Consider the following 24,147-nt stretch of genomic DNA (forward strand, 5'->3'; position numbering starts at 1 on the left):
ATGGCAGAATATTCTAAGAAGGTTTTAACAGAGCTTAACCGCTTAAAAAAAACAGCATTTAAAGCAGCCCAGGATACAGAACTGAATGCATTGTATCGTGAATTTGAGAAGTGGAAGAAAAAGAGGATCGGTTCTGACCGAATGGAGCAGATCATCAATGGGTACAAGGGGTTTCGGAAAGAGACTCTTGAGAAGCAGTATCAAGAAGATGGTGATCCAGGAATTCCCGTAGCGGATGCTTTGATCCGGGGATTGATAAAGAAAGAAGATTTAAGCGATGAAGCTTATAAATCTATTGAGATTTTGGTTGATCTGGTTAATATTTAAGATAAGACTTTTCGATTTTGTAAGGAGAAGCTATGGACGAAGTTAAATTCTGCTCATCCTGCGGTAAACTGACAAGCTCTTGTTACACTTACTGCCCCTGGTGTGGGAAAAGTCTTGAGAGTAAAACAGACCTGTCACAGGTCTTGAGCCGTTCCATGGATAAATTGGAAAAAATTCAGCTGGCGGATCGTCTTCATGAATTGGAAAAGCTTGAAACCTGTCTTGATAATCTGGAAGAAGAATTGGAAGCTTTTTTGTCTAAAGCGTCTCATTAATCCTTCATCTCAATGGAATATCAGAAGGTTCTATTCTTATATAAAAAATTAGCCGATAATAGGCAGGATATGCGTCAGAAAATCACTCTAATAATCTTCATGATCCTCCCAGTTTTAATTCTTCATTCTCAGAACAGAAGATTGGAGTTTTCGGAATTCGATATTAATAAACGGAACGAAATCATCCTTACAATTACAAATCCTTCTGTTTCGGGAATGACCTATAAAACCCTTGTCAAAGGAAAAGCAGAATCTCTTCAATCGGAAGCAATTACTATTTTCCCTGAAAAAAGTTTTTATTTCCCTTTAAGAAATGAGTTGATGATTTACAATCAGTTCGGTCTATTCACTTATAATGGTGAGCTGCAAACCTGGATGGAACATGATTTCATTCCCTCCTTTTCCACTGGAACTCCCATTTCGCCTCTATCTTTGAAACCCCTGGAAATGAGTCCCGACGGTCGGTATGCCGTTTTTATTAGAGAAGTTGAAGATAGCGCATCTTTAATTTTGTATGATAGGGAAATGAATGTTTCCTTGAACATTACAAATCAATTGAAGAAAGAATATATCCATGAGATGGTCAAATGGTCACCGGATTCAAAGTATTTTATATACAGAAGAGGACGTGAACTCTTCTATTTTTCTATTGATCAGTATCTGTCCGGTCGTATTCCCGCAGAATCCTTTAGAAATTTAGGATTTCAGGATATTCAATCCATTCAATGGAAATCCGGTAATTATCTCTATATTTTAAGTGATAAACTGCTCTACAGGGTTCATAGTTCAGAATTCTTTACCCGCTCTTTTTACTCTGATCCATTTAGAAAAGGAGTCGTTTGGAGCCGTATCCCCGTTTCTTTTGATCCCGTATTTGATAGATATTCATTAGACCGAGACGGAAAAAGGCTGTTTCTTATAAAAAATGGTTTGGAGGGTATGGTTATTCCCCTTGTGGATCATCAGGAAACATCCGGTTTTCTCCAGCAAGAACCGATGCTCTTCACAAAGGGCTACACACGGATTGTAAACCAAAAATGGCTCAGTAATGGAACGCTTCTTCTTTTTCTCAGGAATAATAAGGAAAATCGAGGTCGGATTTTATTCTGTAAAGCTGGAGATACTGGATTCAGTGAACTCGAGTCAGGTGAAATTACAGGTTTGTCAGCCAACGAGAGAGGGAATCAATTTGCTATTTTCAAGGATGAATCTGTCGATCTATACAGTGGATTGACCATGGCAAAACTCCAAACTTTTCCTCTGAAAAACAGCCTTTCTTTTTTCTGGGGACGGGATTTTTATTACAGTACTGGAATGAATTCAATCACAAGTATCAGTAAATCCTCTGGAGAACCTCAGATCATAGGTCTCAGCCAGTTAGAAAGGACAGGTTTTGATCTGTCAGGAGATCTTTATGGACTTTCTGATGAACAGTGGTATAAATATAATGAATCAAAGAACTGGATACCTCAGGATTCTGCCGTTGAACTTCGTCCAAGCAGACAGAGTACGGCCAAATACCGTATATACCTGGAAGACATAAGGGGCGGTTGGTATAGCTCCTCCCTGAAAATCAGGAATATGGAAGGGTATTCAACACTGGATTTTTTGCCTGTGTATCAAAAACAAGATCTCCAGAACCTTCCGGTTCAGCAAGAGAAACCTACTCGGGGCAATCCCTGGTTTTTTGATCATGGTCTCTCGGTTGAAAGTAATGAAATTACCCTCGTTTTAAATGCTGTTGATTCTTCTGAGGGTGTTCTGGAAATTCTGAATATACTTGAAAAATACGGTGTAGAGGCGACGATTTTCATCAATGGTGATTTTATACATGCCAATCCTGTCGAAACCAGGTTGATCGCTGATTCAGGTCATACCGTGGGTTCTCTGTTTTATACATGGTTTGATATGTCTGATTCGTCTTACAATATAGATCAGGAGTTTCTGAAAAAGGGGATGGCACGGAATGAGGATGATTACTTTATTGCCACAGGCAAAGAGTTATCTCTCCTCTGGCACACTCCTCATTATTTTATAAATTCGGAAATTCTGGATGCTTCTGAATCGTTGCAGTATATATATATTGGAACTGACCTGCCCATAAATGACAAAGATGGCAGATGGGATAGGGAACATACTTATGTTTCTGAAGCTGTGAATCAGGCCGAGGCTCTCCTATCACAAGTGCATCCCGGTGCAATTATTCCCTTTACTTTGGGGAAAAATCCAGGGCAGGAGGAGTCTCTTGTTATGTTGCTCCCCATGGTCATTGAGGAGCTAATACGGCAGGGGTACGAATTTGTTGATCTGTCGGAGATGATTAAAAGTAGCCGCTGAGACTTGCTTAGCAAAGAGAATTGTTTAAAACAGATCCGTCTTTGCAGAATGATGAATTAGAGACTTGATTTTAATGATGAGGAATTATAGGTTTTGATCCATAGAAAAAATCGTTATTAATCAAACTTTTAGTTAAGAAATATTCGGAATCTTCCGAAAATATACTGAAGAATCAGGGGAGGCCTTTCTTACATGAATAGAAATCCGTTAAATGCCTATCATCAGACGAAAGTCAAGACAGCCAGCCAGGGTCGTTTAATTGTTATGCTCTATGAAGAAGCGGTAAAGCAGTTGGATATTGCTTCAGATGAAATTAAGAGGCCCGATAAGAAACTGGATAAAATTCACAATTCCATTGTGAAAACTCAAGATATCATAACAGAATTGATGGCATCACTTGATTTTGAAAAAGGTGGAGACATCGCTCAGAATCTATATAATTTGTATATGTTCTTTAATCAGCAGCTTCTTCAGGCCAATATCGACAAGACACCTGAATCTCTGGTTGAAATCAGAAGAATGATGTCTGAGCTTCGAGACGCCTGGGCATCCATTGAAGGTCAGGGCGTTTCTGGCTCCTCTCCCATGGGTGTTAATATAGCCGGATAGGAGATGTTATCCGGTGGCAAATGAGGTCTTATGGTTCTCCAAACTAATCAGAACACTTTGTTCTGATTATTCTGTTTATAATTCTATCATCGAACAAATGATACTCTTGTCCGCAAATCCTTTGAAGTCCCAGCTCAATTCGGTCATGGTGGAAGAACAAAGGATTTCCAGAAAAATCATACGTCAGGAAAGGATCATACAGAAATGGCTGAAAGAAGCCTCTGTGCTGGCAGAAAAGGCCGCTCCGGAATTATCAGACCTTGCCAGCATGAGAAGAAAGTCTGCGGCTCTCAGGATCAAGGGGAGCGAGTCTCTGAGGTCTGGTATGGCCGTCCTTGCAAAGGAAAGACAGAATAGCAAAGGTCATATAAGATTCAAATCTAACAATAAGGAAACAGCCCCGAGGCTGATCGATATCAAACTATGAAAGAGACACTCTATCTCCTAGACGGATACAGCCTAATTTACAGATCCTATTTCGGATTCATACGCTCACCACTGAGAAATTCAGAGGGTAAAAATATCTCTGCCGTTTTTGGATTTATAAGGACCATGATTAGCATCCTTGAAAAGCGAAAAACCGAACGCTTTGTCGTTCTTATGGATTCAAAAACAAAAACCTTCAGGCATGAAATGTATCCGGCCTATAAGGCTACAAGAGATAAATCACCAGATGACCTGTTTGAGCAGATTCCCCTCATTGAGGAGATCCTCAGTCTTATGGAGGTTCCCACTTTGAGAGTGGACGGATATGAAGCAGATGATCTCATGGGCACTCTGGCTGTTCAATCAAGACTGGAAGGGCGTCCCTGTTTTATAATTTCGGGAGATAAAGACCTTCTGCAGTTTGCCGGAGACGGCGTGGGCATCATCAAGTTTGATAATGGTAATTTACTCGAAGTAGACAGGGATGGCGTTTTTGAAGACCGGGGAGTCTGGCCTGAGCAGATTGTAGACTATCTATCACTTGTGGGAGATTCGGCAGATAACATTCCGGGAGTAGCCGGTATCGGTCCGAAAACTGCTGCTAAACTTCTTCAGGCATACAAAACGCTCGACGGCATATATGAACATCTTGATGAAATTAAGAGCAAGAGTCAAAGACAGAAGCTGGAAGATCATCGTGAAATGGCCTATTTCAGCAAAGAATTGGTCATAATCAAGGAAGATGTTCCTGTGGAGTTTCACATTGATGATTTGACAGTCAAAAATCGGAACTCTGAAGAAGCTGCCAGGCTGTTGATGAGAGAGGGACTGCAGAGCCTGGCAATGGAAATCTGTCCTTCCCTATCAGAAGAACATGAATCAGCCGCTGAAGCCCAGAAAAAAGGTGACTATTCATCTATTTTAACAGAAGAGGATCTGAATCATTGGGTGGATAAAGTACGGAAATCATCCATGGTATCCTTAGATACTGAAACAGATAACCTGAATCCTATGATCGCTAATCTTGTGGGAATTTGTCTTTCGACCGGTAAGGAAGAGGCCTGTTATATTCCGTTGAAGGCGGAAGGCGCAGATTGTTTGGATGCAGAGATTGTCCGGGAAAAGCTCAAGCCTCTTCTAGAAGACAAGACGATCAAAGTCATCGGACAGAATATAAAATATGATTATAAAGTCCTGAAACGATGGGGCATTAAACCGGCCAACATCTGGTTTGATACCATGATTGCCGCCTGGATGATCGATGCCGGATCACCGGTCAATATGGATTTTCTGGCCGAGAGATATTTAGGGTATAAGACGGTTCACTTCAAGGATATTGTCCCCAAAGGGGGAGTCTTTTCTGATGTACCCCTGGATCAGGCTGTTGAGTATGCAGCAGAAGATGCAGACATTACCTGGAGACTCTTTGAAGTTCTGTCGGCCAAATTAAAAGAAGAGAAACTGGATGAACTCTTTCATTCTCTAGAGATGCCCCTCGTCAGGATTTTAGCGGAGATGGAACTTCGAGGAATCTTGGTGAATAAAGAGGAATTGGAGCAGTATGGCCTTGAGCTTGGAGACGCCTTAAGGTCTCTTGAAAAAGAAATTTACGAGTTATGCGGTAAAGAGTTTAATATCAGCTCTACTAAACAGCTTCAAGAAGTTCTCTTTACAGACCGTAAGCTGCAGCCCATTAAAAAAACTAAAAGCGGTTATTCAACAGATACATCTGTGCTCAAGCAACTGGCATCAGAAGATCCTGTTCCCGAGAAAATCCTTATACATAGGGGGCTGTCAAAGCTTAAATCAACCTATGTGGATACTCTTCCTAAAATGGTCAATTCAGAGAGTGGTAGAATTCATACCTCCTTTATACAAACAGGAACTGCTACGGGCCGTATTGCCTGCAAAGATCCGAACCTGCAAAATATTCCAGTGAAGGACGAGAATGGAAGGCGGATAAGACGGGCATTTTATCCTCGAGATGGTCATGTATTTTTATCGGCCGATTATTCTCAGATCGAACTCGTGGTCCTTGCACACCTGTCGGGAGATCCCGGTCTCAAAGAAGCTTTTTTAAGCGGAGAGGATGTTCATTCTAAAACAGCAGCACTTATTTTTAAAACACCCTTGGAAGATGTTAATGCCAATCAGCGGCGGATAGCCAAGACCATAAATTTTGGGGTGATGTACGGCATGTCGCCTTTTAGACTTTCCAATGAACTAAAAATTTCCAGGGCAGAAGCTGCAGGATTTATAGAAACCTATTTTGAAGAGTATTCCGGCATCAAACAGTTTGTGGATGATACTGTGGCTCAGGCCGAGATTGACGGCGGAGTCTATACAATTCTAGGCCGTTTTAGACCCGTTCGGGAGATCTCTAGCCGTAACAAAATGGAAAAAAGCGCGGCTGTCAGGGTCGCAGTAAACACAAGAATACAGGGCTCTGCAGCGGATATTGTCAAACGGGCGATGCTGGGCATAGACTGGGCCATTGCTCAAAAAAAGCTGAAGTCCCGTGTTCTCCTTCAAGTCCACGATGAAATTATACTGGAAGTTCCTGAAGCTGAAGTGGATTCATGTTCTTTTCTTCTAGAAAAAGTAATGGAAGGTGCCTGGTCTATGGATGTTCCCCTTAAGGTCAATGTGGAACAGGGTTCAAATTGGGGTGAAATCCATTAATCTATGATCATTGGGTTGGCAGGCAAGAGCTGTTCTGGTAAGAATCAGATTGCGGAAATGTTAGAGTTCCGTGGATTTTTATGCATTGATCTGGATCTGGAAGTTCATCGGCTTCAGGAATCCATGAAAGAGATTCTTTTGACAAATTTTGGAGATTCGATTCTGGATTCTCATGGTCAGATAGATCGAAGGGCCTTGGGACAAATTGTTTTTAAAAGTCCTCCTCTTCTTAAGAAATTGGAGGACCTCCTCTACCCAAAACTGGATGAATCATTGAATAGGATCATTTGTGATGCCCGTCCTGGGGCTCATATCATCCTGAATGCGGCCGCTCTACAGAAAGGAGAGTTCTGGAAACGGTGTGATCTTGTCATATGGGTCAGTGCTCCCTGGGGCTTGAGGTTCTTGAGAGCCTTAAAAAGAGATCAAAGATCTCTTCTGCATATATGCAGAAGATTCCGAGCTCAGAAAGAACTAAAGTCTCAATTTTTTTTATCCAGAGTCGATACTTATATTATAAGAAACGGCTTCACCCGTTCTGTTCTTCAGAAACGGGTTGATTCTTTGATAAAACATCTTCCACCGGAGAGATAAACTGTATGGATAGTATAAAAAGTCAGTCTAGAGATGACAATAATCTAAAAACGCTATGGGTTCTTCTTTCTGCCTTGGGTCTATTGATCATCGTTGGAACGGCAGGATTCTTCTTTTTTTCACCCGATAGAACAGGGGAGGAACTTAAACCTGTTCTCGCGTCAACGACTCTGGTGACTCAAGAAGAAGTAGAAGAATTCGATCCTATTGAATGGTCTCGTGAGAGTGATGAGTATCCCGGAATGGAAGAAAGTGCTGAAGACTTGATAGACGTTGAAATTCTAACAGAGGAAGTTCTTCCCGAAGTGGAAGAACCGGCTGTTGTTGTAGAAACACCGGTGGTTCCAAAAGTGAAAGCTCCCGTATATAAAGAAGTTTCACAACTTGTCTACTGGATTCAGGTTGGTTCCTATAGTTCTATGACAAAAGCCGAAACAGTCAGTACTTTTTTAAAAGAAAAGGGGCTATCTAGTACAGTCCAGACGAAAAATGTGGATGGCAGTGCCCGATACAGGGTTCGAATTGGCGCCTTTAATACAAAGGAAGAGGCTGAAAAATTCAGTATTCAGGTGAGAGAACTCAAAGGGTATGAAGAAAGCTATGTCATACAGTCTGTCATTGTAAAAAAAGTAGTTGTAAACTCTTAACAGAATAAATTTTTGAACATTAAGGGATAAGACCTGAGTCTTATCCTTTTTTTTCTGGTATGTTAGTTCTGAAACTCTATAATTAATAGTATGAAGACGAAAAAAGAACTTATTGAATTTATTTATGGTCCTGATTCCGTAGAATCAATAGCAAAGAGAATTGATCGTTTACAGGATCAATGGAGCTCCTTGATCAAGGTTCCCAAAATACCGAGAGCCAAGCTCCCTCTTTCGCAGAACGATGTCATCATGATCAGTTATGGCGATTCTATTCAAAAAAATGGTATCACCCCTTTGCAGGCTTTAAAGGAATTTTCAGATTTATGGCTCAAGGATCATATTTCTGGAATTCATATCCTTCCATTCTCTCCCTATACTTCGGATGACGGCTTTTCGGTTGTTGATTACAGGAAGATCAATCCAGACCTAGGAAGCTGGGAAGATGTGGAAGAACTGGGAGAGCATTTTAATTTGATGTTTGATCTTGTTCTGAATCACTGCAGCGTTTCCAGCCCGTGGTTCAAGGGATTTTTGGCAGGTGATGAAAAATACAGCCGATATTTTCATCGGGTCGATCCTTCTACGGACCTGTCGACGGTTTTCCGTCCCCGAGCCCTCCCTCTGCTTACTGAGTTTGAGACTAGTCGCGGGAAGGAGCATGTTTGGACAACCTTCAGTCCCGATCAGGTCGATCTTGACTTTTCAAATCCCGATGTCCTCCTCGAATTCCTTGATATATTCCTTCTGTATGCGTCAAAAGGCGCTCAGATCATTCGTCTGGATGCTATCGGCTTCCTCTGGAAAGAAATTGGTACAAGCTGTATGCATCATCCTAAAACCCATGCCATTGTCCAATTGTATCGCGCGGTTCTTAACGATGTTGCCCCTCACATCATTCTCCTCACCGAGACGAATGTCCCCCATAAAGATAATATTTCTTATTTTGGAACAGGCAGGGATGAGGCGCACATGGTCTACCAGTTTACCCTTCCACCTCTAACATTGGATGCCTTTATCAGAGAGAGTGCAGTGCACCTAACTGATTGGGCTCATTCTCTTCCAAGAGTAAATTCGGATCATTCTTATTTTAATTTTATGTCCAGTCATGATGGTATAGGAGTTCTTCCGGCCCGTGGTTATCTCAATGAGGATGAAGTAGACCATCTCATTGATGTGGTTCGCACCAGAGGGGGAAGGGTCTCATACAAGGCCACAGCTGATGGTGAGATACCCTATGAGCTCAATATCAATTTTAGAGATGCAGTCAATAATCCTGATTTCCCGGTAGAGCTCAAGGCCATGCAGTTTCTATCCTCCCAGGCAGTTATGCTCGTGATGGCCGGTGTACCCGGCATATATGTTCACAGCCTTCTTGGTTCAGGCAACTGGACTCAGGGTGTTGATGAATCTGGAATCAACCGGAGGATCAACCGTGAAAAGCTGGATAGTCACCAACTGGTAAAGGAACTGGAAGAAGAGGATTCTCTCCGCCGTCTCATTTACCTGGGGTATCGGGGGCTTCTTAAAATCAGACGCTCCAGAAAAGCCTTTGATCCATCCTCTCCGCAAACAATTTTAAAACTTGACGATGAAGTGTTTGCCTTGATACGAACAGCCTATGATTCCAGTGAATCCATCCTCTGTTTACAGAACACATCCAGAAGAAGACTCCATATGGTCATCGATGGTCGCAATTGTCCTATTCCTCTACCAGGGAGCTGTGATTGTCTGACTTCCGGCGGTAGTGTTATTGAAGCCGAAGAGGGAAGATGGGAGATTATTTTGGAACCCTTTGAAGTCTGCTGGGTAGCGTTCTAAGAATAGGTTTTAGATTGATAGACATGAACAGTTTGATATCCTGCGAAAAAGTAGAAAAATCGAACCCTTTTTCTGTAAGATCATATCTCATCGGATTTGAGACTGTTCAGGTCTTCTTCTTTTCATTATAATGTCAAAAAATTATCAGATTTTCATGCCCTGATTCTGGTGAAAAAACAAGCGGAGTAACAATCAATGACATTTTTTGAAAAACTGGATTCTGTCTGTCGGGAAAAAGAAACACTTTTATGCATAGGTCTAGATCCTCGGGTCAAAGCCAAAGGTTCTGGTGCAGCGATGAAAGAAATTGTAGAACAGAATCGCCGTATCATAGAAGAAACACTGCCTTATGCCGCCTGTTTCAAACCAAACATAGCCTTCTATGAAGTCTATGGTCCAGAAGGATTAATGGCCCTTAAAGAAACGCTTTCACTGATACCAAGAGAAATTCCAGTTCTCATTGATGCTAAGAGAAATGATATCGGTTCTACCGCCCAAGCCTATGCTGATTCTCTCCTCGATTTTTACAAGGCAGATGCTGTCACATTATCTCCCTATATGGGAAGAGATGCAGTTGATCCCTTCCTGAACAAGGGTGACGAACATGGAGTTTTTTTGCTGTGCAGAACAACAAATCCCGGTGCAGGTGCCATTCAGGATCTTCAAGTTCAGCGATCTGGGGGTGAACATGAAGATCTTTATATCTCTACAGCCCGGGAATGTATATCTTGGGGATCTCAAGTCGGCCTTGTTGTCGCCGGTACTGATACTGTGGCGCTCAAAAAGGTACGCGCCGTTTGTCCTGATACATGGTTTCTGACGCCAGGAATTGGTGCTCAAGGTGGAGATATGCTAGAAGCTGTCTCTGCAGGTTGCAGGGCTGATGGTCTGGGTATACTGCCAAATGTTTCTAGAAGTGTCGCCGAAGCCAAAGAACCGGGAAAAGCCGCCAAAGAATACAGAGATAAATTGAATGACGCCAGAGCAAAAAGAGTCTCCGTTTCAGGTCTGTCTCTGAAAGGCATAAGAAAAGATAAAATTATGAAAGGACTCATTAAGACCGAATGTTTCCGTATCGGAGAATTTATCCTTAAATCCGGAAAAAAATCACCATTTTATATTGATCTAAGAAGAGTTTCTTCGGATGCTTCATTGTTGGCCGAAGTTGCTAGAGGTTACGCAGAATTAATGAAAGGGCTGGACTTTGATAGAATCGCAGGAATCCCCATCGCGGCACTTCCTCTGGCAACGGCTGTTTCACTCGAAACGGGTATTCCCATGATTTACCCCCGTATGACCATGAAAGAGCATGGTACGGGCAATCGTATTGAAGGTGAATATAAAAAAGGAGAAAAGATCCTTCTCTTAGATGATCTAATTACGACAGGGAAGTCCAAGGTAGAAGCCATTGAGATCCTGAGGGATGCCGGTCTTGTTGTGGAAGATCTGCTGGTTCTTTTAGAAAGAGGGGTGCAGGGGCGAAAAGACATGGAAGCCGCTGGGATCAATTTACACAGTTATGCCCATGTGAAAGAATTCCTTCAGCCCTGCCGTGATCTGAATATGATTGATGATGTTCAGTTAAAAGACATGCTTGACTTTGCCGGAAAGGAATAGGATTGAATCTTTTCAAAGCCTTTGCCGAAATCATGACCCGTCACATATCGATTGGCTCTTTTTCTCTGCCATTCAGTGCTGTCGGGTTGATCACAAGGGTTTTACTGCCTTTCTTTGCAATGCTGCTTCTCTATGGTTTGATAAACTGGATAGTCAAGCGGATCTTAACTCTAACGAGGTTCAAAGAAAATACGGTTCAACAGACCAAGAAGTATACTCGTCTGGTCTTAAAAATTCTTGTTATTGCCGGACTGGCAGCCTCGATCGGGAATCTACTGGAAACGGAAGTATATTCCTGGTATAGGCAATTTTTAGGATTTTTAAATAGTCCATTTTTTGTCTCAGGGAATACCCGTATCTCAGTGGTGACCCTTTTGATGCTGGTCCCCGTGTTTTACCTTGCTTCCTGGTCCGGAAAATATGCTAAGAGAATATTAGACTCTTCCCTGTTTGAACAACTGGGTATGGATGAAGCAAAAAGGTTCTCAATTGGCAGTATGGCCCGGTATATTGTGATGACAATGGCTTTTCTCTTTGGGTTGTCCGTTGTGGGAATTGATCTATCCGCTCTGAGCGTCATATTGGGCGTTCTCGGACTGGGATTGGGTTTTGGTCTTCAAAGCATTGTGGCTAATTTTTTTGCAGGACTCATCATCATCTCGACCAGACCCATTAAGGAAGGGGACAGAATACTGGTTAATGGTCTAGACGGCATAGTTCAGCATATCAGGTTTATTTCAACAGACATAAAGACATTTGAAAATCAGAATATTATCATTCCAAATTCTCATTTTGTGGACAATGCAGTTCATAATTACTCCTACTCGGATCGTCAGATTGTCATTGAGAATGAAGTTGCTGTTTCGTATAATTCAGATTTGGAAAGAGTTCGCATTCTTTTGGAAGAAATAAATGAAAGAAACCCCTATAAATTAGGAGGTTCAGAAAATATTGTGCGTATACGGTCATTTGGAGACAATGGAATCAATGTATGTCTCAGGAGTTTAATCAGAGATGTCAACTTTAAATTTGATGCCCATTCCTGGACCAATATGGAAATATGGAAGAGCTTTAAATTAGAAGGAATAGAGATTCCATTTCCCCAGAGGGATGTTCATATCAAGTCTATGCCGGATCCCGATGCCCCTATCCAGATGGATGAAGACGGGACGGTCACTGTAAGCGAAGATCCCGAGGATTAATTCTTTTTGAGCAGAAGACCTCTGTTGCCCTTGAATCTCTCATCCATAACCGTTTTAAATCCTTGGATATGTTTTTCCAAGAGGGACATATCAGAACTTCTCCCCATGATAAAACAAAATCTTCCTTGTTTGACCAGTTTAGCGGCTGTTACGGCTAAGTCTTTGTGCCATTTTACTTTAGGGATTGGATTCAAATTCAAAAAAATACAATCGAAGGATGAATCATCAAAATTTTCACATAGAGAGGATTCATCTGGAAGTTCATATGTTTCAATTGATCCATCGAATCCAGCTTGTTTGAGGTTGTAGAAGCTGATCTTATTCTGGAGAATATCTCTGGAAGCCAGACTAACGGATTTTATATTATTGGACATTCTTGAATGCAACCAGACGGGAAGGTGGCCCTGGCCCGGATTCCAGAAGAGAGATCTACCAGTAAACGAAGTATGATGAAGAATCTCTCCAGAAACATGGAGCCAGAAACTAACTTGATCAAAATCTGGCAGGTTGTAAACCGTCGAGAGTTTGTATCTGTCATCGCAGATTTTAAAGGAAGCGGTTTTCCTGATATACCGGGAAAAATCAATTTTTCCCTTTGATGGACTGCTGCCAAAGTGGAATACACTGTGCATTCTTGTCGCTTCGGTATACAGCAATGGACATCCACTATCCTTTATGGATTCAGCAAGCAGATCTTTGAGAGTATCAACGATTACTACGGCCACAGTGCCCCTTTCCCGGATGCAGGAGGCCGCTTTTGTAATGAAATCCCGAATGACATGTTCTCCCGCCTTGGCAGGAATGTTGCAGACAATCAGATCTTGGGAATTAAAATCTATTCCGTCAAGAAGTAAGCCTTCTGAAAATTTTGATGGATCAACTTTCAAGCCATTGAGATGTGCATTATGTGAAGAAAAAGCAATGGCTAAGGCATCCCTGTCTTGAAATTGCATGTCAAGATCAGGGTATTTCTTTTTAAGACAAACCCCCAAAACACCTGTACCGCATCCCGTATCAAGGGCATTTTTACAGTCTGCAAGAGGCACTTCTTTGGCTAAGGTCTTCAAGAGAAGTTTTGTTCCGGCATCAATATCAAAACTGCTGAACAATCCCATGGAAAGATCAAACTTAAGCTTCATCCCGTGAAACTGAAAATTAACCTGTTTATTCAGCAGCTTTTGTATGAGAGGATCTGTCTTTTGTTTCATAAATCAGTTGTTAATTCTTTCCTGATACTCTTTGGTTTCTACGTTGACCCTAATGGTCTCGCCTTCTTTGATAAAAATAGGCACTTTGACAGTAAGACCAGTTTCAACTTTGACGTACTTCGTAGCACCCTGAACGGTATCACCCTTAACACCATCTTCTGCTTCTGTAACCAAAAAGTCGATCTTTGGAGGAAGTTTGATATCCAGAGATTCATTTCCCCAACGAACCACCTTATAGCTTTCTCCTTCTTTTAGGAAATACTGCATGTCTTCCATGGAAACCATGGGAATTTCATACTGTTCAAATGTGACGGTATTCATGAAGTGATAGCTTTCTCCATCTGAGTAGAGAAACTGGGAAGATACATCTTCTACATCAATTTCTTCAACAGCGTCCTGAGTTTTGTGGGTAACCTTGAGAACGGCTCCTGTTCTAAGATTTTTCAATTTCAACCTGGCAAAAGCCGAACCTTTACCTGGATTTACAAATTCTCTTTCTACAACTATAAAAGGTGTATCTTTTTCAAGTAAGAAAGTCCCTTTGGCTATGGCGCCCGCTTTAATCTGTCCCATATAATTTCCTTTGAATCTATTTCTTTAGTTTGTTCTTAAGAGCATTTCAACGTTCTTGTGATTGCTCTATTCTTTGCTTTATTTTTGCTCAGAGGAGTATATCATCAAGGGGAAATAAAATCACCCCCTGAATGCCCTTCATCCCCAGAAGTGCAGCGAGAAGTCTGTCTACACCGATTGCTGATCCAGAACAAGAAGGGAATCCGGCCATGCCAGCTAACCATTTTTCTGAAGAAACCACAGGAATCACCGCCTCTGCAGCCTTTATTGAAGTTTCATTCTGATAGTAATTCTGCATTTTTTTAAGATCTGTCTCTTCAGTATAACAGTTTGCGATCTCTATTCCATTTATATACAGCTCCCAACGGTCCGACCAGGGAGTTCCGGTCACATCCGCAGCAAGTGTAGAAAGACGAGAGGGATAATTTTTCAGCACGAGAGGTTTTTCTGTTGGTAATTCGGGTTCTATTAGTGTTAGAAACAATTTATGAAAAAGAACTTCCCAGCTGTCATTGGAGCTTCCTGGAATATTATGGTCGGATAAGAGTCCTAACAAGGATTCACTATCCAGATTCTCCTCTAATGAAAACCCACCCAGTTCTCTAAAAGCCTCTTCCATCGTCATTACCCGGAATGGAGGTCTGCATTTTTGAGGAGTTTCGGAAAGACTGATCGAATCGATGAGGTCTTCACATATCTTTATATTTGCATCGGATGTAATTCCTGTCTTGTACCATTCAAGCATTGTAAACTCAGGATTATGAATGGCACTGATCTGTTCGCTGTTTCTAAAGCTTTTACAGATTTGATAAATATCTCCCGAACCCCTTGCCAGAAGCTGTTTCATCCATATCTCTGGTGAGGGTGTTAGGAAAAGAGGCGAATTTCCTTTATAAGGGCTAATGAGATCGGTTTTGAAGTTTTCAATTGAAGATTCCGGAATCAGATGAGGAGAGAGCAGTGGTGTTTCTACTTCCAGGAATCCCCTGGAGTCAAAGAAATTTCTTATTTCTTTCTTTATGGAACTGCACTTTTTAATTATTTCTACGACCATGTCTTTTCCTCAATGGCATTAATCAAAAAAAGCCGTCTGGTGTAGACGGCTTTTATTAAAAGGCTGATCTTAACCTTCCAGAATACATTCTGTGGGGCAAACATCTGCACAAGCACCGCAGCTGGTACACAGATCTGCATCGATGACTCTGGCATCATCTTTTTCGCTGATTGCTTCAACAGGACATTCACCTTCACAGGCGCCGCAGTTTACACAATCTTCGGCTTTAATTACATAGGCCATGGGATTCCTCCATAACAATTTTGTTGGTTTTTCTGATATAAAAGTATCTTATTCCCTCAGGAAGATCAACATAATCAATAGGTTTTGACGATCTTTTTCTTCATATGAATGTGAGATATTCCGGCTTCTTCGAATATTTCACCTTCTTCTTTGTATCCACAACTCTTATAAAAGCCCATTGCCTGGGTCTGTGCATTCAAACTGACCTCATCCATGGAGAACGAGACGGCCAAATTCTCCAAGGCTTCCATTAAAAGGGTACCAATATTATTTTTTCTGTATTCATAAAGTACGGCGACTCTGCCTATATGGCCTTGTGGGCTCATGCGTGCTGTTCCGGCCGCATGTGAGTTTACAAAGGCAAGAACATGGGTCATCTGTGGATCATTCCCATCACATTCAAGTTCGATGGGTACACCCTGTTCCTGTACAAAGACACGGGTCCTTACATCTTGAATGTACTTCAGATCTGATTCCCAAAATGCCTGCCTAATTTCGATGTTCTTATCATTCATAACAACAGGATATGCCAGAATCAAAACTGATTCAATATAACTCATTGACGGAAGAGGATCTCAACCTTTACTATGGGTGTAGTATAAATATACTAGTAAGATGGTTACTTCCCTATGCTGAATAGGTTTATTCATATAGATAGAGTAAAACCTGACACAAAACATGCATATACATGATGATTCATGGAGGCTTTAATTGGAATCTACAATAATGAAACAACTGCAGAAGGTTGTGAAAACTTTTCCCGATCAGTGTGCCCAGCTCAGTAAAGATGCGGATGGTGTCTTTCAAGAAACAGATTATAAAACGTTTTATAGGGAAGTTCAGTTTTGCGCCGCTGGCTTTCAGTCTATAGGAATTCAAAGAGGAGACACTGTCGGGATCATTGCAGATAACAGAAAGGAGTGGCTTATCTGTGATATGGGTCTTCTTTCTCTGGGTGCCAATGATGCTCCCCGTGGCTGTGATATCAATTCTAAGATTTTGGCACATATAGTGAGTATTCCCCAATGTGGCACTGTCATATTGGAAAACAGCATGCAGTTGGATAAAGTTCTTGAAGTACAGGATGAACTGCCTGAGTTAAAAAAGATTATCATGATAGAACCGGGGGATGCAGAAAGTCGTTCCAAAGCGTCCCGATTCACACTCTATCAATACTCAGACTTGATGAAAACAGGTGAAGAAATCATTCAATCCCAACCGGATTTAATCGAGAAAGAGATAGCATTGGGACAAGAGGATGATATAGCTACTATCATTTTTACATCGGGAACGACAGGAATACCTAAAGGGGTTATGCTGACAAACAAGAGTTATATCTATCAGTCAGAAGCCATGTTGGATTCAATTCCAGTCTCCGAAAATGACACATGGTTGACAATTTTGCCTGTTTGGCACTCTTTTGAGAGGATTATCCAGTATGTCTCTTGCCTGAACGGAGCCTGTCTCGCCTATTCCAAACCCGTTGGAAAAACACTCCTTATGGATCTTCAAGCTGTAAAACCTACTCTTATGACGGCAGTACCGCGTCTCTGGGAAGCCTTATATGCGGGAGTCCTCAGGAATATAAAAGAGAAGGGAGAAAAGGCTGAAAAACTATTCCGATTTTTTCTTAAAAAAGCCATTCAGGATGAACATTATCGCTGTGTGATTGAAGATCGGTATCCAGATTATACTGGGCAGAGTACTGCTCTTAAGAAAATCGCTGCCCATACAGGACGGCTTGCTACCCGTCCTCTCAGGACTCTCGGTGATAAAATCCTCTTCAGTAAGATTATTGATAAAATGTTTCCATGTCTGAGAGCCGGAATTTCGGGTGGAGGGGCGCTCCAAAGAGATGTCGATAACTTTTTTGCTGGGGTTGGTGTAAAAGTCCTTGAAGGATACGGCCTCACTGAATCAGGACCTGTTATCTCGGTTCGGAAAGAGTCCCATCCTGTCGTCAACACTGTCGGTCCCGCCTTTATCGGAACAGAAATCAAGGTTTTAGATAAAAATGGTGCTGAAGTGAAGTCTGGAGAACGAGGAGTCCTCCATGTTCGGGGACCACAGGTGATGAAAGGGTATTACGGAAATCAGGAGTTGACAGATACGGTTCTGACATCTGATGGATGGCTCGATACGGGAGATATCGCAATTATTTCGTTGAATAATGAAATAACCTTAGTAGGGCGTGCCAAAGATACCATTGTTCTTTTGGGTGGTGAAAATGTTGAGCCTGTTCCTCTTGAATCAAAAATTAAAGAGTCTCCCTATATCGATAATGCAGTGGTATTGGGTCAGGATAAAAAATATTTGTCGGCAATCATCATACCCAATTTTGATACAATGGAAGAATATGCAAAAAAGAACAACATCATGTACGAGAACAGAACATTACTTGGAGATGTTCCTGAATTGAAGGAACTCATAAATCAGGAAATTGCCGATCTAGTCTGTCCTGCCAACGGGTTTTCAAGCTTTGAAAGGATTTATCAATTCAGTATTCTTCACAATAGTTTTGAAGTAGGGAAAGAACTCTCTGCAAAGATGGAACTTTTAAGACCCAAGATATATGATTTATATAAGGCAGAGATTGATAGTCTTTTGAGCCGATAAAATCAATTTGGTTCATCAGGGAATGGTTCCTATTTTCTGGTGAGCCCAGGAGTGAAATATGACAAAGGTCGCCATAATCTTGGCAGATGGTCTGGAAGAAATAGAAGCCATAACACCGATTGACTTTCTCAGGAGGACGGGCATTCAGGTTGTCACTGTTGGATTGGATAAGAGCGTTATCCAAGGGGCCCATGGTGTTTCTCTAATGGCGGATGTTGAGCTTGATCAGTTTCCAGAAGATGCGGATGCTGTCATCATTCCCGGGGGAATGCCAGGGTCCGCTCACATCGCAGCCAACGACCATGTTGTGAACCTGATTCGGGGGTTCCATAAAGAAGGAAAGCTGGTTGCAGCCCTTTGCGCCGCTCCGGCCCTTGTTTTAGGAGGGGCTGGAATCCTTGAAAAGAGCCGTTATACATGCTATCCCGGTTTTCAGGATAAGGCGGGACCTTATGGAGACTATTCAACGGACAGAGTCGTCTGTGATAAGAATATCATTACCGGTTGTGGCGTTGGTGGAGCTGCTGAATTTTCAGCAGAGGTCATTGCATATCTGAGCAGTCGTGAAAAGGCAGATGAAGTGATGAAGTCGACTCTTCAAGCGGGATATTGAGGCATGATGGAGGTAAATATGAATAATATGACAATCATCATAGAAGGACATCTCATTGATTCAGGCTTGTTATCCAATCTATTAAATTTAATTGTCGATGAGAACCTGGACTATCATATCGATAAAATCACGGTGGGCAAAACTAAAGTCGAGACTACCAGGGCGGAGATTACAATCTTTGCTGAGGATCAGGAATCTCTTGAGCTAGTCTTAACCAAAGTGTCTCCTCTGGGAGCCCATGAAAAGGGAGCCGTAGATGCTGTTTTTGAGAGGGCAATCAAGGATGCGCATGCGCCGGAAGGCTTCTATTCTTCAACTAATCATAGAACAGAAATCTATTTCGGCTCAAAGTGGAATCCAGTTCAGTCTCAAAGAATGGATGCTGTAATCATCAAAAAAGATCATGGTTTTGAATGTACAAAAATCAGGGATATCAAAAAAGGGGATTTCATTCTCTGCGGAAGTGAGTCTGTGAGAGTGTATCCTCCTGCTGCTGAAATGAAGGAAGATGATTTTGCCTTCATGACCAATGAGGTTTCCTCGGAACGGAGCTATGACATTGCCGTTGATACCATAGCTCGTGAGTTGAAACAGATCAAAGAGGATGGCGGAAAATGCATTGTTGTCTGCGGTCCTGTTGTGGTTCATACAGGAGGAGCTCCGGCGCTGTCTGCGTTAATCCGTGAGGGATACATCCAGGGGTTCCTGGGGGGGAACGCCGTGGCCGTCCACGATCTGGAATCCTTCTATTATGGCACTTCTTTAGGCGTGGATACGAAGACAGGAAAACCCACACATGGCGGTCATAACCATCATATGAGGGCCATAAATAGGATCAATGGATTTGGATCAATCAAGAAGGCTATGGAAGCAGGGGATTTAAAAGAGGGGCTGATGTATCAGGTTGAAAAGTCAAAGATTCCCTACTGCCTTGCAGGCTCTATCAGAGATGACGGCCCCTTGCCCGAAACAGTCAATGATATGATTGAGGCTCAATCCCAGTATGCACAGATTATCAAGGGGGCAGACATGATTTTGATGCTCTCTTCCATGTTGCATTCCATAGGAACCGGAAATATGACGCCATCCTGGGTCAAGACAGTCTGTATCGATATTAACCCTGCAGTTGTGACCAAGCTGGCAGACCGGGGTAGTGGGCAAGCCATAGGGATTGTCAGTGATGTAGGCCTTTTTCTGAATGCCCTAGCCGGTAGATTAAATCTTAAATTATAAAAAAAACAGAGCCTAGATCATCTCCAGGCTCTGTTTCCTTAATTATATTCTAAGTCTTTTTAATATTTCAGACCATAATATCTTTTAAAGCGGGATTTTTTTTCAGATTGGCTGGAAGTGCTCTTTCTCTCGCCTTGTTTTTGTATTCTTTGCTCTGGAAGTAGTAGGTATAGTTTGTGTGAATGTCGTAAGTTCCATTCATAAGCGCATAGGTGTCTTCGGTCATTACCAGCTCTTCGTCGGTGGGAATAACAAAAACTTTTACCTCAGAATCGTCTGCAGAGATACAGGTTTCACAGTTCCGTGTTGAGGACGCTTTGTTTTTACTGTCATCCAGCTTAATTCCCATACTTTCCAGACCACCTACAGATTTTTCTCTGTAGTTGGGATTCATTTCACCAACACCGGCAGTGAAGACAATGGCGTCTACATGGCCAAGGGCCGCATAGTAGGAACCAATGTATTTTTTGATTCTATATGTTTCCATTTCCATGGCCAGGATACATCTCTCATCACCATTATCACATCCAGTCTGAATATCGCGACGGTCAACAAACTTTTCAGTAATACCCAAAATACCGCTTTTTTTGTTCATGGCAGTATCCATTTCTGCTCCGCTCATTCCTGTTTCTTTCATGATGTAAGGGACGATGGCAGGATCTATATCACCGCAACGTGATCCCATGATCAGCCCTTCGAGGGGAGTCATTCCCATGGAGGTATCGTAACATTTACCATCCTTTACGGCGCACATAGAGGCTCCATTACCAATATGGCAGATGATAACATTGGTTTTGGCAGGGTCTTTTCCGAGGAGGACAGAAGCTCTTTTGGCAGTATAAAGATAAGACGTTCCGTGAAAACCATAACGACGCACATTGTATTTCGTATACCAGTCGTAGGGCAGGGCATACATGAAGGCGTGTGCAGGCATTGTTTGATGCCATGCTGTGTCCATAACAGCACAGTGAGGAACTTCTGGAAGAACGGCCATGGCTGCTCTAATTCCTTGAATGTTCGCGGGGTTGTGTAAAGGACCAAGGTGGTTCAGAGATTCAAATACTTTTAAGACTTCTTCATCTACAACAGTGGACTGTTTAACGATTTCTCCACCATGGAGAACTCTATGTCCAACGGCTTTAATTTCATCTATTTTTTCAATACAACCATGATCTTTATTGAGAATGGTTTTGATAATCCATTCAATGGCTACTTTGTGATCATGACAGGGTCCACTCTCTTCAAACTCATTTTTATTGAGGGGTTTGTGTTCAATGTTTGACATTTCCTGACCAATTCTTTCAACAATACCAACACCCAATACTTCTTTTTTGTCCCAATCATAAACCTGAAATTTTGCAGAAGAACTTCCGCAGTTCAGTGTTAAAATAACCATTTTATCCTCCAGAGCTGTTTAATCATAATGATTTCAATATATTGATAGGCCCCAAGAGGGCGTTTAATTGAAATTTTATATTCTATTTTACAGTTTGGTGTGGAAAGTTCAATAGATGTAAAGAAATTGTCTGAACAAAAACAGTATTTATTTATTCTTTGAATATCCGTTGTAACTTTATTTAACTCTTTCAAATTGCTTGTGAAAAGGTTTTGAAATGCAATTGGAATGCCTTTGATTTGTTTATAGGCCCATAGTAAAAATAACTTTAAGAATCCTACAGATCGGTGTATAATGTTTTTGTGATACAGGACAATCCAAAGGAAACCGAGTCCCAGTCTTTTTCATTCCAAGGGGATGGATCAAACATTATTCATGGCCGAAAATGGCTGCCGACTCAACAAAAAATTAGAGCAGTTCTCATTATCAATCATGGAATGGCAGAGCATATTGACCGCTATGATTCTTTCGCCGTCTTTTTGGCCTCTCAGGGTATTGCTGTTTATGGTGAGGATCATCGAGGTCATGGAAAAACCGCAGGTTCTAAAGAAAATTTAGGATACTTTGCAGATGAAAAGGGTTGGATGAAGGTGATCGGTGATATCCGTGCACTTTATCTTCTTGTCATTGAAGAGCAAAAAGAGGTTCCAGTTTTGATGCTTGGTCACAGTATGGGTTCTTTTTTGACCAGACACTATCTGAGTCTTTATGGTTCAGAAATCCATGCCGCTATCATCTCTGGAACGGGTGATCAGCCGTCCATTGTATTATCATTAGCGTCTCTTATTTCCAATTTGGAAGCGGCATTGAAAGGAAAGCGCCATAGAAGCCAATTGATGGATAAGCTCAGTTTTGGATCCAATAACAAAAAGTTCAAAACTGAAAGTTCCCATGGATTTGAGTGGCTCTCACGGGATGCGGAAAAGACTCGTCAGTATGTAGAAGATCCCTATTGTGGATTTGTGTGTACCTGCGGGTTCTATTCTGATCTTACCACTGGTTTGAAAATCATAGGCAGGCAACGCTGTTATGATTCGACACCAAATCTATTACCACTTTTATTCTATTCTGGAAAGGATGATCCTGTCGGGAATTTTGGTAAGGGTGTGGAAAGGGTCGCCTCTTCTTATAGAAAATCTGGAAATCAAGATGTAACAGTGGTCCTCAAAGATAAAATGAGACATGAATGTCTCAATGAACTGGAAAGAGATGACTGTTATAAAGACATATTCAGTTGGATTGATTCCCAATTGAAAAGCTGAAAAAGCAAACGCAAAGGGGAAATGTTTCATTTCATAGGATTTGAAACTAGTGAAAAAGGAGTTGAGGCTGCCACAGTTTTGAGGCAGCCTCTTTTTTTTGAAGCATCAGTCCTTAAAAATCAGTTTTTACTGTATGCTTTTCATCCTTATCGTTTTTATACTGATCTGTTCTCCCCTCATGTCGGATCAGGTTATCCGGGAGAGCTGGACATATAAAACAGAAAATAAGATTTTATACCGTATATCTGAAGAACAATTTCTTACAGAGCTTATGGTGAGGACCGATCAGGGGGGTGACACAAAGCCGGCGTATTTCATTTGGGATAGTCCTTCCATACAATTCGGGTCATTTGATCCTTCAGGGCTCTGGAAATTCATGTGTCTAAGTTCTCTAATCAGCGACAGCACTCTGCGACAGAATCATGGTCTAGTACCTAACAGAAATAACCTCGATCCTTTTGACCCTATTTCTGGGGCTCTCCTTTGGTCCCATAACGGGGGAGTACTAGCCCGGAAATCTGAAGGGGAAATCCAATCAGCCTTTTGGCAGGAATGTTCCATAACACCCTATACATCGATGACACTGGGTCTATCAATTCTTTTCCCAGATTCACAGGACGCTTTAGAAGACTCATGGTTTGAGAATGAACTTATTCAGGATGATCAACCCGTTTATCATCCGGGAATGGATGTTAAAAATGAAGGGAAAAATTATCGTTTTCATTTTCAGGGTGGAGGATCATTTTCTGAAAACAGAATTCCCGGATTTTCATTCCTTCCGGTTTATACTTGGTTTGGTGATTCTTGGGATTTAACCGGCAGGTACTGGTACAATTCTGAGTTCTGGGTGAACCAGAGTCTTGATAGGGTCAACTGGGTTCACTATTGGGATAGCAAGGCAAATGTGACCCCGACTCCTGCCTGTTTTATGACAATTTATTTTTATCAAGGATTCAAAGACGACGGATCAACACCCTGGGATGGGGTGCAGTTTAAAGCAGAGATTACGCCAGGTCCACTCTCTTTTCTTTTTGAGTTCACAGAAGATCGTGAACCGTTGGATGAATCCATCCTCAAGGTCAAAGGGTACCGCCTTATGGTAGCTGTGAGGACCGGTCTGTGGAGATCTCAGTTAGATGGGGAAATTGCACATGACAACAGCGGGATTTTAAAATGGTCTCTCATTCCCGAAGTCAAAAGAAGTCGTAAACAGGGGGGACACAGCCGCTTTTCCTGCCCTGTCCGCGCCGAGATCGGTACCACCAGTATTTTGCCACAGTGGGAAGAATCCTTCTACATTGGTTCTTTCAGTATAAAGGGGAAAGCCGGGTATGAATTTGTTTATCCCCGTGAGAACAGGAACCCATCCGAAGCAATCTTGCTGCGATTGCAGTTGGAGTGGAGTCATTGACAAA

At 41.9% G+C, this 24,147-nt stretch carries 22 protein-coding genes; 16 read left to right on the plus strand and 6 right to left on the minus strand.

The features are described from left to right. The 11 genes from EXM22_RS03635 to EXM22_RS03685 all read left to right on the plus strand — a co-directional run bounded on the left by EXM22_RS03635 (nt 1) and on the right by EXM22_RS03685 (nt 12,534). Nucleotides 1-327: a hypothetical protein gene (locus EXM22_RS03635; protein ID WP_149485203.1), complete on the plus strand. Its 327-nt coding sequence runs from the start codon at nt 1-3 to the stop codon at nt 325-327. A gap of 32 nt (nt 328-359) precedes the next feature. Next, on the plus strand, nt 360-602 hold the full coding sequence (locus EXM22_RS03640; RefSeq protein WP_149485204.1) for a hypothetical protein: 243 nt from the start codon (nt 360-362) through the stop codon (nt 600-602). Nucleotides 603-671: 69 nt separating this feature from the next. Then, entirely contained in the window at nt 672-2,939 is a 2,268-nt protein-coding gene (locus EXM22_RS03645; protein ID WP_168203325.1) for a polysaccharide deacetylase family protein, read from the plus strand. A gap of 192 nt (nt 2,940-3,131) precedes the next feature. Then, on the plus strand, nt 3,132-3,548 hold the full coding sequence (gene fliS, locus EXM22_RS03650) for a flagellar export chaperone FliS (protein WP_149485206.1): 417 nt from the start codon (nt 3,132-3,134) through the stop codon (nt 3,546-3,548). A gap of 97 nt (nt 3,549-3,645) precedes the next feature. Continuing rightward, a complete protein-coding gene (locus EXM22_RS03655) occupies nt 3,646-3,975 on the plus strand; it encodes a hypothetical protein (protein WP_149485207.1) in 330 nt (109 codons plus the stop codon). Beyond that, nucleotides 3,972-6,656: a DNA polymerase I gene (gene polA / locus EXM22_RS03660; RefSeq protein WP_149485208.1), complete on the plus strand. Its 2,685-nt coding sequence runs from the start codon at nt 3,972-3,974 to the stop codon at nt 6,654-6,656. The genes EXM22_RS03655 and polA overlap by 4 nt, the downstream gene beginning before the upstream one ends. Nucleotides 6,657-6,659: 3 nt before the next feature. Continuing rightward, a complete protein-coding gene (gene coaE / locus EXM22_RS03665) occupies nt 6,660-7,250 on the plus strand; it encodes a dephospho-CoA kinase (protein ID WP_149485209.1) in 591 nt (196 codons plus the stop codon). 5 nt (nt 7,251-7,255) lie between these two features. After that, entirely contained in the window at nt 7,256-7,897 is a 642-nt protein-coding gene (locus tag EXM22_RS03670; RefSeq protein WP_149485210.1) for an SPOR domain-containing protein, read from the plus strand. Nucleotides 7,898-7,987: 90 nt separating this feature from the next. Then, a complete protein-coding gene (locus tag EXM22_RS03675; RefSeq protein WP_149485211.1) occupies nt 7,988-9,715 on the plus strand; it encodes a sugar phosphorylase in 1,728 nt (575 codons plus the stop codon). A 195-nt stretch (nt 9,716-9,910) separates the two neighbouring features. Continuing rightward, complete coding sequence (pyrF, locus tag EXM22_RS03680) at nt 9,911-11,332, plus strand: orotidine-5'-phosphate decarboxylase (RefSeq protein WP_149485212.1); 1,422 nt, start codon at nt 9,911-9,913, stop codon at nt 11,330-11,332. A 2-nt stretch (nt 11,333-11,334) separates the two neighbouring features. Beyond that, nucleotides 11,335-12,534 (plus strand): mechanosensitive ion channel family protein, encoded by a 1,200-nt coding sequence (locus EXM22_RS03685; protein WP_149485213.1) that lies wholly within the window; start codon nt 11,335-11,337, stop codon nt 12,532-12,534. Here the strand turns inward: EXM22_RS03685 and EXM22_RS03690 are convergent. The 5 genes from EXM22_RS03690 to EXM22_RS03710 all read right to left on the minus strand — a co-directional run bounded on the left by EXM22_RS03690 (nt 12,531) and on the right by EXM22_RS03710 (nt 16,172). After that, nucleotides 12,531-13,742, minus strand: a complete 1,212-nt coding sequence (locus EXM22_RS03690) for a methyltransferase (RefSeq protein ID WP_149485214.1) — start codon at nt 13,740-13,742, stop codon at nt 12,531-12,533. The two genes, EXM22_RS03685 and EXM22_RS03690, sit on opposite strands and share 4 nt — an antisense overlap. 3 nt (nt 13,743-13,745) lie before the next feature. After that, complete coding sequence (gene efp / locus EXM22_RS03695) at nt 13,746-14,315, minus strand: elongation factor P (protein ID WP_149485215.1); 570 nt, start codon at nt 14,313-14,315, stop codon at nt 13,746-13,748. Nucleotides 14,316-14,403: 88 nt separating this feature from the next. Further along, complete coding sequence (locus tag EXM22_RS03700; RefSeq protein WP_149485216.1) at nt 14,404-15,369, minus strand: amino acid--tRNA ligase-related protein; 966 nt, start codon at nt 15,367-15,369, stop codon at nt 14,404-14,406. 69 nt (nt 15,370-15,438) lie between these two features. After that, nucleotides 15,439-15,612, minus strand: coding sequence for a ferredoxin family protein (locus EXM22_RS03705; protein ID WP_149485217.1), 174 nt, complete (start codon nt 15,610-15,612; stop codon nt 15,439-15,441). A 74-nt stretch (nt 15,613-15,686) separates the two neighbouring features. Next, the gene (locus tag EXM22_RS03710) at nt 15,687-16,172 is read right to left on the minus strand and encodes a GNAT family N-acetyltransferase (protein ID WP_149485218.1); all 486 of its coding nucleotides are present in this window, start codon (nt 16,170-16,172) and stop codon (nt 15,687-15,689) included. 151 nt (nt 16,173-16,323) lie between these two features. On the opposite strand from EXM22_RS03710, the gene EXM22_RS03715 reads away from it, so the two are divergent. Genes EXM22_RS03715 through EXM22_RS03725 form a run of 3 tightly spaced genes read left to right on the plus strand, consistent with a single transcriptional unit; the run spans nt 16,324 to nt 20,074 of the window. Then, nucleotides 16,324-18,228 (plus strand): AMP-dependent synthetase/ligase, encoded by a 1,905-nt coding sequence (locus tag EXM22_RS03715; RefSeq protein ID WP_149485219.1) that lies wholly within the window; start codon nt 16,324-16,326, stop codon nt 18,226-18,228. Nucleotides 18,229-18,286: 58 nt separating this feature from the next. Then, nucleotides 18,287-18,841, plus strand: coding sequence for a DJ-1 family glyoxalase III (locus tag EXM22_RS03720; RefSeq protein WP_149485220.1), 555 nt, complete (start codon nt 18,287-18,289; stop codon nt 18,839-18,841). An 18-nt stretch (nt 18,842-18,859) separates the two neighbouring features. Further along, nucleotides 18,860-20,074, plus strand: coding sequence for an ornithine cyclodeaminase, nickel-pincer nucleotide-dependent (locus EXM22_RS03725; protein WP_168203326.1), 1,215 nt, complete (start codon nt 18,860-18,862; stop codon nt 20,072-20,074). 67 nt (nt 20,075-20,141) lie between these two features. Here EXM22_RS03725 and EXM22_RS03730 read toward each other — a convergent pair whose 3' ends face one another. Continuing rightward, the gene (locus tag EXM22_RS03730; protein ID WP_149485222.1) at nt 20,142-21,470 is read right to left on the minus strand and encodes an acetate kinase; all 1,329 of its coding nucleotides are present in this window, start codon (nt 21,468-21,470) and stop codon (nt 20,142-20,144) included. Nucleotides 21,471-21,772: 302 nt separating this feature from the next. Between EXM22_RS03730 and EXM22_RS03735 the strand changes: the two genes are divergently transcribed. Next, entirely contained in the window at nt 21,773-22,732 is a 960-nt protein-coding gene (locus EXM22_RS03735) for an alpha/beta fold hydrolase (RefSeq protein WP_149485223.1), read from the plus strand. 178 nt (nt 22,733-22,910) lie between these two features. Beyond that, nucleotides 22,911-24,143 carry a hypothetical protein gene (locus tag EXM22_RS03740; protein WP_168203327.1) on the plus strand — a complete coding sequence of 411 codons (1,233 nt, stop codon included), beginning with the start codon at nt 22,911-22,913 and terminating at the stop codon, nt 24,141-24,143. Nucleotides 24,144-24,147: the final 4 nt, after the last annotated feature.

The organism is Oceanispirochaeta crateris (assembly GCF_008329965.1).
GTDB lineage: Bacteria > Spirochaetota > Spirochaetia > DSM-2461 > DSM-2461 > Oceanispirochaeta > Oceanispirochaeta crateris.